Here is a 12031-nt window from a genome sequence, read left to right on the forward strand (position 1 = left end):
CAAGCTGAAACCGCCGTTTGAGGGCACTTCTTAACACCTGGCCGAGTTCAGAGTAGCGCCAGCGCAACAGCGTATCAACCCATGAAACAGCCGCTCGCCGCTGCTCAGCAGGGCTCTAGCGAGGCGGCCAACACAGCCCCTACAGGCAAGCCCGGCGAGCCGCAAGCGAGGGGAGTTAATCGGAGTTCTCTAACCCCGCCAATGGCACCGAGAGCGCCGAGAGCAGGGGCGCCCAATTCGGACAGGCCTTGAGCCTGATCCGGCGCTGATCGGCAGCGTGCTCGATCAGCAGTTCGAGGTCAGCCGGCGGCAGCGCCCCTGCGCCACGCTCCGGCCATTCGATCAGGATCAGAGCAGAACGCTCAAGCAGATCGCGCAAGCCAAGATAGTCGAGCTCCTCTGGATCGGCGAGACGATAGAGGTCCAGATGCACGACCGGGGGATCAACAGCCTCGTAGGGCTCGATCAAGGTGTAGGTCGGACTGCGGACCGCCCCCTGATAGCCCAGCCCACGGAGCAGACCGCGCACCAGCGTGGTCTTGCCAGCGCCGAGATCGCCACGCAGATAGACGATACCAGGGTAGGCACGCAACAACGCCGCCAGCCGCGCTCCGAGCCTCAGCTGCGCGGCCTCGCCGGCAACCTCAAGCTCAACCTCGGCAGCTGAGTCAACCCCTGGCTCGGCCGATGCTCCGGCTGGTGCCACAGTTGATGACTCGACCAGTGATCGGCGGCTGGATTGATCAGGCGCCTGCATCAGACCTTCACCGGGAGCTTGAGTCTGACCCGCGTGCCAACTCATGAGGATGTCTCCGCCAAGCCCAGTAACGGCTGCAATGCTGCAATCAGATCGCTCGCGAGCAGACCGCGCTCACCCTGCGCTGCGGCGCGATCGCCGGCCGCGCCGTGCAGGCAAACGCCCGCCTCCGCGGCCAAAACCGGCTCCATCCCCTGCCCGATCAGCGCGGCGATGATGCCGGTGAGCGCGTCACCCATGCCCGCGCTGGCCATCCCTGGATTGCCTTCGATGCAGACCGCGACGGGGCGCAGCCCCGGGCCGTCAATCAGCGTACCGGCACCCTTGAGCACCACCACCCCGCCATAATGCTCCTGCAGCTGTTGCAACGCTGCAAAGCGATCCGCCTCAACCTCGGCAGCCGAACAGCCGAGCAGCCGAGCCGCCTCACCGGGATGAGGCGTCAACACCCAGTCACGACGCTGCTGCGGGGCCTGTGCGAGCAGGTTGAGCGCATCAGCATCCACCACCACCGGTTTGTTGGCCGCGAGCACCCGGGCGTATAACGATCGTCCCCAAGGGTCCTGACCTAATCCGGGTCCGAGCGCGACCAGGGTCGCGCGCTGCAGCAAGGCATCAAGCTCATCGGCCTCTGCCACCCCATGCACCATCAGCTCGGGGCAACCGAGGTTCAACAGGTCCGCATGGGCCGGATGGGTCGCGATCGCAACACGTCCAGCGCCAACGCGCAAGGCCGCCTCCCCGGCAAGGCGTGCTGCGCCACTCATACCCCGGTCACCGCCGACCACCAGCAGGTAGCCGAAATCGCCCTTGTGGGCACTGCGACGCCGCCGCGGCAACAAACGCATCTGCTGACCCCAGTCGATCCGACGCGCAACGGGGATCTCGCTGGCATAGATCAGCGCGGGTACACGCAATGCATCGAAACAGATCTCACCGCAATGATCAGGCCCCTGCCCGGTAAACATGCCACACTTAAGGCCGATAAAGCTGATGCTGGCGGTCGCCTGAATCGCCACCCCGAGCACCCGACCGCTATCCGCGTGCAATCCAGAGGGGATGTCAAGCGCTAAGACCGGCGCGCGCGAGGCATTGCTCTGTGCCACCGCGTCCGCCCAAGGCCCCGTCAAGGGCCGCTCGAGCCCAGTGCCAAGCATCGCATCAACGATCAGCTCCGCATCCGGTGGGAGCCGCTGAAAGGGCTCAGCCTGTCCGCCTAGGGCAGCATAGGCATCGGCAGCCGCCAAAGCCGCCCCCTGCAGGCGGCTGTGATCGCCAAGCCTCAGCACGCGCACGCTGAGCTGATGGCGATGCGCCAATCTGGCGAGCACATAACCATCGCCACCATTGTTACCCGCGCCGGCCAAGACGACCAGCGACTGCGCCTTCGGCCAGCGTGCGCGTAACAGTGAGAAGGCCGCCGCACCGGCCCGCTCCATGAGCTGTTCCGCCGGAATACCTTGCTGCTCAATGGCCGTCTGATCCAAAGCTCTAACCTGCTCGGCGCGATAGAGCGCTCGCGGCAACTGTCGGGACTCAGGTAGCTCAGGGGTCATGCCGTCATTCTCCTAGGCCCGTCAGAACCGCAGCAGCTCGGCGCGATAATGGGCAAGCTCGGCGATCGATTCCTGGATGTCGGACAGTGCCAGGTGAGCGCCCTCCTTTTTTACCGCCTCGGCCACCTGCGGCGCCCAGCGCTGCGCTAGAATCTTCAGCGTACTCACATCAAGGTTGCGATAGTGGAAGAAGGCTTCGAGGCGCGGCATCCAGCGCGCCAAGAAACGGCGATCCTGGCAGATACTATTCCCGCACAGCGGCGAGGCTCCGGCCTTGCACCAGGCCTCAAGGAACGCCAATGTCTTAGCCTCGGCCGAGCGCTCGTCTTCGCGGCTGTTGCGAACCCGTTCCAGCAGCCCAGAGGCGCTGTGATGGGTTTGGTTCCAGTCGTCCATCGCGGCCAAGACCTGTTCCGGCTGATGGATCGCGACCACCGGACCTTCGGCGAGGACGCGCAAGTCCGAGTCGGTCACCAGGGTCGCGATCTCGATGATCTGGTCGCGGAAGGGATCAAGCCCGGTCATCTCCAGATCCATCCAGATCAGGTTATCTTCGTTTACCACGGTCACCCCATTAGGTTTGCAAGCCGTTAACCCGAAAGCCCATTCAACTCGAGGAGAATCTCATGATCCAGCGTTTCCTGCTCAGCCTTGCGGCCGCATCCTTCATCATGGTCGGCCTGCATGCCCAAGCCGACGACGCCGTTGACGCCCAAGCCCTGTTCGATCAGAACTGCACCAGCTGCCACGGCGCCGAGGTCTACACGCGCGAGGATCGACGCATCGGCTCCCTCGACGCCCTGCACGGCCAGGTGCGGATGTGCGAGCAAAACCTTGGTCTGACCTGGTTCGATGATCAAGTCGATGCCGTAACCGCGCTGCTCAACCGCGAATACTACAAATTCGAGCCTTGACCATGGCACGGCCTCGTTAGCAATGCCGCGGCGGCGTCTCTCGGAGCGACAGATCGCGCGCATTGAGCGCATTCAGGATCGTCGCCGGAGCAAGGTCGAGGCGCGTGCTGAGCTCGCGCTCAGCGAGCTCGACGAGGAGGCCGAGCGCAACGGCCTCGTCGTCGTCCGCCATGGTGCCACGTTACTCGTCGAGGATCAGGACGGACAGGTCCATCACTGCGTCACCCGACAGCATATCGGTCATCCCGTCTGTGGTGACCAAGTGGTCTGGCAGCCCTCTGGTCCAAACGCTGGCGTCATCACGGCGATTCAACCGCGCGAGACCCTGCTCAGCCGGCCCGGCACCAGCGGCCAAGATAAGCCACTAGCGGCAAACATCGGCCTGCTGACCATCGTGATCGCACCGCAGCCACCGCCAACAGGCTTCTTGATCGATCAGTATTTGGTGGCGGCAGAACGGATCGGCGTGCCGGCGCTGATCCTCTGCAACAAGATGGATCTGCTCGACGACACCGAGCGCGCTGCCTTCCTTGGCGGGCTGGAGCACTACACCAAGATCGGCTATCGGCTGCTGCCGTTGAGCCTGAAACAGGACCCGAGCATTGCACCGCTGCGCGAGCACTTCGCTGATCGCTCCGGCATCCTGGTTGGCCAGTCCGGGGTTGGCAAGTCGTCCTTGATCAAAGCCTTACTGCCGGATCAAGCGATCCAGATCGGCGCCCTCTCCACGGCCACCGGCCTTGGGCGCCACACCACTTCGGCCGCAACCAGCTATCGTCTCGACAGCGGCGGACGCCTGATCGATTCACCCGGTGTGCGCAGCTTTCGACTCGGGGCCATTGCCCGCCCCGAGCTCGAGCAGGGATTCCCTGAGTTCCGCCCTTTCCTCGGTCGCTGCCGCTTCAGCGACTGTCATCATCAGCATGAACCGGATTGCGCAATCCTCATGGCCAGCGCCGATGGTGCGATCGCGCCTGACCGGCTGCTGGCCTTCCACCAGCTTGCAAAGGCCATCACCCGCAGCAGCGAATGATCGGAACGGCCTGTCAACACGAGGAGACGCAGATGGCACACTGGCTTCTAAAATCAGAACCCGACGCCTTCGGCATTGAGGATCTCAAGGCCCGTCACGACCAGGCCGAGCCTTGGGACGGGGTGCGCAACTACCAGGCACGCAACATGATGCGCGATCAGATGCAGATCGGCGACCTCGGGTTCTTTTACCACTCCAACGTCAAAGAGCCCGGTATCGTCGGCATCATCGAGGTCATGAGCACCGGTTATCCCGACCCGACCGCGTTCGACCCAGCCAACCCCTACTATGACCCCAAGAGCGACCCAGCTAACCCGCGCTGGTACCTCGTGGATGTGCGCTATGTACGTGATCTAAAGCGCAACATTAGCCTCAATGAGCTCAAACAGTATGCCGATGACGCGCTGTCTGGCTTTCCATTGGTGCGCAAAGGGAATCGCTTATCGATCATGCCGGTATCCGATCAGCAGTGGGAGTTCATCCTTAGCCTCGAAGCAGGATGAGTCTTGCCAGACCTGCTCAGCATAACGGCTCGCACGGCGTCAGCATAACGGCTCGCACAGCGGCGAATACAGCGGTGGCAGAGGCTCAGCGAATCGCCTAAGCTCGACCCTCTGGGTCCGGCAGCACAATGTTCAGCTCCAAGATCTCGTGCCGATCTTCCTGCTCGTAATGCACCGAAACCGCGTCATTGTCGACCTCGACATACTTGCGAATCACCGCCAGGATCTCTTGCTGCAGACTCGGGAGATAGGAAGGGCGATCGCGCGCAGCGCGATCATGTGCAACCAGGATTTGCAGCCGTTCTTTGGCAACCGAGGCCGAGCCTTTGCTGGCCCCGCCAGGACCGCGAAAATAGTCGAGTAGCCCTACCAAAATCACCCCCTGAAGAATCGGCTGAACAACCCCTTGCGCTCCATCTCGAGAAAGCGCATCGGCCGCTCCTCGCCCAGATACCTGGCGACCATGTCGCTGTAGGCTTGACCCGCGTCGGACTCAACATCAAGAATCACAGGGATACCCGCATTGGATGCATTGAGCACCGACTTGGACTCCGGAATCACGCCTAGCAGGTTGAGCGAGAGGATCTCCTGCACATCCTCGACCGCCAGCATCTCGCTGCTCGCAACACGCTCTGGTGAGTAGCGGGTCAGCAATAGGAACTCGCGAATCGGCTCCTCGTTCTCGAGCGCACGGCGCGACTTGCTGGAGAGGATGCCGAGCATACGATCGGAGTCGCGAACCGAGGATACCTCAGGATTCGTCACCACAACCGCATCGTCGGCAAAGTACATGGCCATCAGCGCGCCATGCTCGATACCTGCAGGCGAATCGCAGACGATGTAATCGTAGGTTTTGCGAAGCTCATCGAGTACCTGCCCGACCCCTTCTTGAGTCAGCGCATCCTTATCCCGCGTCTGCGATGCCGGCAAGATAAACAGATGCTCACAACGCTTGTCGCGGATCAACGCCTGATTCAGGTTCGCCTCACCATTGATCACATTAGCAAAGTCGTAAACCACGCGGCGCTCACAGCCCATGATCAGATCGAGGTTGCGCAGACCGACATCGAAATCAATCACCACTGTGCGATGGCTGCGCTGCGCGAGGCCCATGGCCATCGCAGCGGCTGTCGTGGTCTTGCCGACGCCGCCTTTCCCCGAGGTTATGACGATAGTTCTGGCCAAGAAGGACTCCCCTTATTCGTGTTGACCCTGTTCGAAAACCCGCCTTCGACCCACCACTGCCGCTAGCCAGTGGCCACCGCTGCAGAGAACGCACTCGCTTAAGCCGTAGCAATGCCCATGCGCCAGCGGCGCGAGCAAAGACTAAAGCAGCACTGGCTCAGTGCGAAAACAGCACAGCCCCAGGCTAAAGCGGTTCGATGCGCAGCACATCATGATCCAAAAAGACCTGCGTGCGGCAGCCCTTTAGATTTGCGGGGATACTATCACTGACCCGATAGTGACCGGCAACCGAGACCAACTCCGCTTGCAGGTCGGAGCAGAAGATACGTGCTTTTGTATCGCCATGCAGCCCCGCAATCGCGCGACCGCGCATCGGCGCGTAGACGTGGATATTGCCATCGGCCATCAGCTCGGCACCAGAATTGACCGCCGCGATCACGGTCAGATCACCACCGGCGGCGTAGACACGCTGACCAGAGCGCACTGGACGATCAATAAAATGCGAGCCAGGCTCAACTCCAATCTGAGTGTCATCAGACGGGCCAGCGACTGGCATCCCAAGCGCCACATCCTCCCCGGTCTCCGATCTTGGCGGCTTCGCAGTATCGCTCAGGATGGCCAACTCCATGGCCTTGGCTGCTTCATGCTGCGGCGCGCTGCCGCCACGCACACCAATCGGAATCATGCCCAATCCGCGCAGCAGCCCCACCAACTGCGGAAAGCCAACGTCCTCATCTGCCGATGGCAGCGCGCTGAGCTCGATCACCACCGGCGTATTCTGAAAAAAGGCTGGCGCCTGTTTCACCTTCGGCATCAACTGCGCCTCAACGGCATCCATATCCAGTCGCAACAGCCGAATCACGGGCAAGATGAAGGCTGCAGCCTTCAGCTCAAACGCCGGCTCGGTCTTTGCCGTCTCATGGCCCTCACCCTGATCCCTGGCTGGTATTCCAGTGGTCAATGACATGGTCTCGACATTACTCCAAAAAGAGACGATAGGCGGCCGCGCCGACCCGCTGAATCAGAATCCAGTCATCAGCCTGGAGGCCATTGCAGCGGACGACCGCCAATGAGGTGGACGTGCAGATGGTAAACGGTCTGACCGCCACCAGCGTTACAGTTAATCAGGGTCCGGTAGCCATGCTCGGCAATGCCCTCCTGCTCGGCTACCTTAGCCGCAGCCAACATCAGGCGACCGATCAGCTCAGCATCTTCCTGCCCTGCCTCATTGAGGGTTCGGATCGGCTTGCGCGGGATCACCAGCACATGCACCGGGGCTTGCGGATTGAGGTCGCGAAATGCCAGCACATGGTCGTCCTCATAGAGCAAGTCCGCCGCCACCTCGCCGTTGGCGATCTTGCCAAAGATCGTATCAGACATCCGTCTCTCCGCTCTTGGTGTAGATGTGGATCACAGCCCCTGCCGACCGGCAAAGGCATGGGCCAGGGTGCTGCCGTCGACAAACTCGAGCTCACCGCCGAGCGGCACACCATGCGCGATGCGGCTCAGGCGCAGGCTGGAACCGCGTGCTAGGTCGGCGATGTAATGGGCGGTCGCAAGCCCCTCGACTGTCGGACTGATCGCCAGGATGACCTCCCCAAGCTCGGGCTCCATGAAGCGCGCCTCAAGCCGGTTAAGACCGAGCTCCTCTGGCCCAATGCCATCGAGCGGGGACAGCCGGCCCCCGAGCACGAAATAGAGCCCCTCGTAATGGGTCGCCTGCTCAATCGCGACGATATCCGACGGCTGCTCAACGATACAGAGCAGACGGGCATCGCGCCGTTGGCTCGAGCACAGATGGCAGCGCGCATGCTCGGTCAATGTTCGGCAGCGCTCGCAACGGCCGATGCGCTCCATTGCCGCAGCCATGACCTGCGCCAGCTGACGTCCTGCGTCCCGATCACGCTCAAGCAAATGAAAGGCCATCCGCTGGGCGGATTTCGGCCCGATACCCGGCAGCCGGCGCAAGGACTCCACGAGCTGATTTAACAAACTAGCCTCAGACACTGCAATCGACCGCCGGTCACAGACAATCAACCACTGGCAAGGCATTGACTCGGATCATGCCTGCGCCACGGCGTCGGGGCATCGCCGATCGACTGCTCGTCGAGCCACCAGGCAACTCAAAATGGAAGCTTCATCCCAGGCGGCAATGGCAGCCCTGCGGTCAGCTCCGCCATGCTCTCCTGCGCCTTTTCGCCAACGCGGCGCGACGCATCGTTGAAGGCCGCAGCAATGAGATCCTCAAGCATCTCTTTGTCATCTGTCATCAGCGATGGATCAATCTCAACCCGCTTGACCTCATGGCGACCGGTCATGGTGATCTTGACCATACCGGCACCGGACTCGCCGGTCGTCTCTTCACTCGCAAGCCGCTCTTGCGATTTCTTCATATCTTCCTGCAATTTTTGGGCCTGCTTTAGCATCCCGCCCAATCCGCTCTTCATTGCCGTACCTCTTCTCATCGGTGATCTAAACATTCCGCTCAGCGGCCTTGGCTCGGCTCGCTGAGTCGGTCCTAACTCTGCAGCACAACAGGCCTCAAGGCCAAATCAACCCGCCGCAGCTGTCGGCAGTGCGGTGAGCGTACCCGGTATCCACTCGGCATCGAAGCGCTCGCGCAACCGCTGAGCAACAGGATCAGCCTGCAAGGCATGCTCGGCAGCGCGTAACCGGTTCGCATCATCGCGCGCGCGGCGCAGCGCTGGCGTCTCATCCGTGACAGGCTCGGCCAAGATCTCTAGGCGCAGGTCGCAGGCAAGCGCCGCGGCCACTGCCGCCCCGAGCCGTTGCTCGGCGCCGGCGGCACGCAGATGCAAAAGCCCTGGGTCAAGCACCAACCGCAGCCGTTGCCCATCCCAAGCGCTCAGCGCGCAATGGCGAGCCAACTCCAACGCGAGCCCGCCCAGGCCCATCGTCTCCACCAACCGCGCCCAGTCCTCAGCGCAGCTGAGCGAGCGAGAATCAGATGCCACCGCATCGGCTGCTGGCGCCTGGCAAGGCGCGCTCGCTTTCGGTTCATCGTCGGCTTGGGCGCGAAGACTGCGAGCAGGCTCTGAGCCATCAGGCGAGCCCGCTGCACCGATCGGCTCTGCGCCCGTCGGCGGCGCTGACGTGGGCGAGCCTGGGCTGCTGGCATCGGTCGGAGCCGGCCGAAACGCCAGTGCCCGCAACAGCACCATCTCCAGTCCGGCGCGAGGGTCAGGCGCGAGATCGAGGTCGGCCTGCCCCGTCAGCAGCACCTGATAGTAGAGTTGGACGTCTTCCAGCGGCAGCTGAGCCGCAAGCACTGCGAGACGCTCATCGTCGGGGTCATCGCCACCTAGGGTGGCCGGCACCTGCTGCGCCAGCGCAATGCGATGCAAGGCGGCAATCAGATCAACCAACACCGAGGAGAAATCTGGCGTCAGTTCAGCGATGCGGCCGATCTCGGCGAGAACCCGCGCCGCATCGCCAACGGCCATGGCCTCGAGCAGATCGAGCGTCAACTCCCCACCGCGGGTGCCCAGCATGGTGCGGACGTCATCGACCTTGACCTGGCCGGCACCGAAGGCGATCGCCTGATCCAGCAGACTGAGCCCATCGCGCATGCTGCCGTCAGCGGCGCGCGCCAGCAGGCTCAGCGCCTGCGGCTCGAAACCGATGGCCTCGGCCTCGAGCACGCTGGAGAAGCGATCGCGGATCTGCTCAGGCAGCAGGCGCTTGAGGTTGAATTGCAGGCAGCGCGAGAGCACCGTTGCCGGCAGCTTTTGCGGATCGGTGGTGGCAAGCACGAACTTCACATGGGGCGGCGGCTCCTCCAAGGTCTTGAGCAGCGCATTGAAGCTGCTCGCCGAGAACATGTGCACCTCGTCGATCAGGTAGACCTTGAAGCGCCCGCGCACCGGTGCGAAGGGCACGTTATCGAGCAGCTCGCGAGTTTGATCGACCTTGGTCCGCGAGGCGGCATCGACCTCCAGCAGATCGACGAAACGCCCAGCATCGATCTCGGTACAGGCCGAGCAGACCCCACAGGGGGTTGGGCCAACACCCTGCTCACAGTTCAGCGTCTTCGCCAAAATACGGGCGAGGGTGGTCTTACCAACGCCACGGGTGCCAGTAAACAGGTAGGCATGATGAAGCTGGCCGCGCTCAAGGCCATTGACCAACGCACGCACGACATGCGCTTGTCCGACAAGATCGGCGAAGGACCGGGGACGCCATTTGCGCGCGAGGACCTGATAGGTCATGGGATCAGATTCGGACGAGCCTGACGCAGCCAGGATAAAGGGTGGCGGGCTGCGCCAGCCACACCCCGGCACACACATCCACCGCTGCGGCTGCTCCCTTCCGGGCCTGACCGGGTTCACGGCTTCGCGTTGCGAGGGGACCGACGCATCCCACCATTGATAATGATGTAACAGCAATCTGCCAGCGATCTGCCGCTACAAAGCTGAGCAACTTAGCAGCCGCCGAGCGCTGCCGCAAGCATCAGGGCGCAACCAGCGGCACGATGGCAGCCCGATCTTGTTAATCTCTGCAGTTTGGCTGATCGCGATCCACCATCCGAGTGGCCGCAACGACAAGAATACAGGCTCATGACGCACAGGATCAGCAACCCAGTAGCAACTGACCTGAACCCCGCCGGCCGGCGCCAGGGTCCAAACGCAGCCCGCGTGCTCGCGCTCCTGCTGGCTGCCGCAACGCACGCCGGCGCTGCCACGGCACAGATCGCCGAGCCAGCCACGAGCAGCCCCAACGACAGCCCCAATGGCGCAGAACCCGCCATCGCGTCGAACGCCAGCGCCAACAAGGCTGCCAACAGCCGCGAGACAGCAACCGACGGCAACCGCGACGAGCGCTTCTCAGACCTGCTGGAGCGCTCGCTCGAGGGCGCCGGCTCGTTTTGGCAACGATCGACCCAGTCCGCCGATGCTTGGTGGCAACGCTCCCGCGAGGCCACGCTCGAGGCTTGGGATGGGGCGCAACGCTCGCTGAGCCCGACTGAGCCTGCGCCGGCGGCTGCGATTTGGAAGGAGCTGGTTCCCAAGCTCGAGCAGACCCTGCAGATCGAGGACGATCGACCGCAGCTTCCAGATCGAGCCTGGCTCGGCCGCGACAAGCGGGATGCCGAAGCTGACATCAATGCCCTGCTGGACGCCTCGGTCGGCATCCTTTCGCGCTCACCCGTGCAAGATTATCGTGCTCAAATCGAGGCAGTACGCACACAGATTGCCGATGCTCGCACCAAGATCGACCAATTTCGGCGTGCACGGATCGCCGCGCCGAGCGAATCGCTGATGGCGACAACGGTCGCTGACTATGACGCGCGCATCGCCGAGCGCGAGGCCGAGATCCGTCGGTACCAGGCCGAGCTCGAGCAGATCAAGGCCGAGTTCGTCGGTGAGCTGCGTGCAATGGGGCTTGAGCTCAGCAACGATCAGATCGATCTGCTGCTCGCCACCGTGGTCGGCGACAACCTCATCGATCTTGGCATCGTCTTCGACAACGTCAAGGCCATCACCCAACAGCTCGAGACCTTAGTCGAAGACAGCGGCGAAGACCTCGAGAGCGCAAGACGCTATTACGGCATGTACGTCATCCTGCTGCGCGCGCTCGCACGCATGCACAGCGATGTCGAGCAGGCCATCGAGACGCGCTATATGCCAGAGATCGACGCTATCGCCGAACGTGCGGCGAGGCTCAATGAGGAAACGCGCGCCCTGATGCAGTCCCAACCCGATCGGCGCGAATTGCTGCGCAACAACCTGGAGGCACAGCAGCTCACCATTGAGGCCGCTGGCGTCTATCGTGATTACCTTATCGAGCAGCGCCATCAGGTCGCGCAGGCTAGAACCGCCTTGGATGCGGATATCCAGACCGCTTGGAACACCTACCAAACGGTGCGCGTCTCGGGCGAGCTGGTTGATCTGGTACAGTCCAGCCAACGTCTGCTCGACGGTCTGCTCGAACGCGAGGTACCGCCACTGCGCCCCTTCCAAAACCTCCAGATGCAGCGCGAGCTCGAGAAGCTCACCCGCGAGCTCCGCCGCTCGGGGGATTGAGATGAGACCGGCGCATCTAGCCTTTTGCCTCCACCCGCC

The 12031-nt window shown here is 62.7% G+C and carries 14 protein-coding genes and 1 other RNA gene; 4 read left to right on the forward strand and 11 right to left on the reverse strand.

The window, feature by feature from the left end; all coding sequences use genetic code 11:
* Positions 1-175: 175 nt before the first annotated feature.
* The 3 genes from tsaE to orn form a co-directional block, all read right to left on the reverse strand.
* A complete protein-coding gene (gene tsaE, locus VBE63_RS01460; protein ID WP_323681256.1) occupies positions 176-622 on the reverse strand; it encodes a tRNA (adenosine(37)-N6)-threonylcarbamoyltransferase complex ATPase subunit type 1 TsaE in 447 nt (148 codons plus the stop codon).
* Positions 623-798: 176 nt separating this feature from the next.
* Positions 799-2313, reverse strand: a complete 1515-nt coding sequence (locus VBE63_RS01465; RefSeq protein WP_323681210.1) for an NAD(P)H-hydrate dehydratase — start codon at positions 2311-2313, stop codon at positions 799-801.
* 21 nt (positions 2314-2334) lie between these two features.
* On the reverse strand, positions 2335-2877 hold the full coding sequence (orn, locus tag VBE63_RS01470; RefSeq protein ID WP_323681211.1) for an oligoribonuclease: 543 nt from the start codon (positions 2875-2877) through the stop codon (positions 2335-2337).
* 62 nt (positions 2878-2939) lie between these two features.
* On the opposite strand from orn, the gene VBE63_RS01475 reads away from it, so the two are divergent.
* The 3 genes from VBE63_RS01475 to VBE63_RS01485 are packed head-to-tail and all read left to right on the forward strand — an operon-like array spanning position 2940 to position 4763.
* Positions 2940-3227 carry a cytochrome c gene (locus VBE63_RS01475; RefSeq protein ID WP_323681212.1) on the forward strand — a complete coding sequence of 96 codons (288 nt, stop codon included), beginning with the start codon at positions 2940-2942 and terminating at the stop codon, positions 3225-3227.
* Between the two features lie 22 nt (positions 3228-3249).
* On the forward strand, positions 3250-4260 hold the full coding sequence (gene rsgA / locus VBE63_RS01480; protein WP_323681213.1) for a ribosome small subunit-dependent GTPase A: 1011 nt from the start codon (positions 3250-3252) through the stop codon (positions 4258-4260).
* A gap of 32 nt (positions 4261-4292) precedes the next feature.
* Complete coding sequence (locus tag VBE63_RS01485) at positions 4293-4763, forward strand: EVE domain-containing protein (protein ID WP_323681214.1); 471 nt, start codon at positions 4293-4295, stop codon at positions 4761-4763.
* A gap of 97 nt (positions 4764-4860) precedes the next feature.
* Here the strand turns inward: VBE63_RS01485 and minE are convergent, their stop codons facing one another.
* From minE to ffs, 8 genes are all read right to left on the reverse strand, one after another.
* Positions 4861-5136, reverse strand: a complete 276-nt coding sequence (minE, locus tag VBE63_RS01490; protein ID WP_323681215.1) for a cell division topological specificity factor MinE — start codon at positions 5134-5136, stop codon at positions 4861-4863.
* Positions 5137-5138: 2 nt separating this feature from the next.
* The gene (gene minD / locus VBE63_RS01495; RefSeq protein ID WP_323681216.1) at positions 5139-5948 is read right to left on the reverse strand and encodes a septum site-determining protein MinD; all 810 of its coding nucleotides are present in this window, start codon (positions 5946-5948) and stop codon (positions 5139-5141) included.
* A gap of 184 nt (positions 5949-6132) precedes the next feature.
* A complete protein-coding gene (gene minC / locus VBE63_RS01500) occupies positions 6133-6915 on the reverse strand; it encodes a septum site-determining protein MinC (RefSeq protein WP_323681217.1) in 783 nt (260 codons plus the stop codon).
* Positions 6916-6983: 68 nt separating this feature from the next.
* Positions 6984-7328 carry a histidine triad nucleotide-binding protein gene (locus VBE63_RS01505; RefSeq protein ID WP_323681218.1) on the reverse strand — a complete coding sequence of 115 codons (345 nt, stop codon included), beginning with the start codon at positions 7326-7328 and terminating at the stop codon, positions 6984-6986.
* A 30-nt stretch (positions 7329-7358) separates the two neighbouring features.
* Positions 7359-7955: a recombination mediator RecR gene (gene recR, locus VBE63_RS01510; RefSeq protein ID WP_323681219.1), complete on the reverse strand. Its 597-nt coding sequence runs from the start codon at positions 7953-7955 to the stop codon at positions 7359-7361.
* A gap of 116 nt (positions 7956-8071) precedes the next feature.
* Entirely contained in the window at positions 8072-8395 is a 324-nt protein-coding gene (locus VBE63_RS01515) for a YbaB/EbfC family nucleoid-associated protein (RefSeq protein WP_323681220.1), read from the reverse strand.
* Between the two features lie 105 nt (positions 8396-8500).
* Complete coding sequence (dnaX, locus tag VBE63_RS01520; protein ID WP_323681221.1) at positions 8501-10177, reverse strand: DNA polymerase III subunit gamma/tau; 1677 nt, start codon at positions 10175-10177, stop codon at positions 8501-8503.
* Positions 10178-10226: 49 nt separating this feature from the next.
* Positions 10227-10323, reverse strand: an RNA gene (gene ffs, locus VBE63_RS01525) — signal recognition particle sRNA small type.
* 202 nt (positions 10324-10525) lie between these two features.
* On the opposite strand from ffs, the gene VBE63_RS01530 reads away from it, so the two are divergent.
* Positions 10526-11992, forward strand: a complete 1467-nt coding sequence (locus VBE63_RS01530) for a hypothetical protein (RefSeq protein ID WP_323681222.1) — start codon at positions 10526-10528, stop codon at positions 11990-11992.
* Positions 11993-12031: the final 39 nt, after the last annotated feature.

The organism is Lamprobacter sp. (genome assembly GCF_034860625.1).
Classification (GTDB): Bacteria; Pseudomonadota; Gammaproteobacteria; order Chromatiales; family Chromatiaceae; genus Lamprobacter.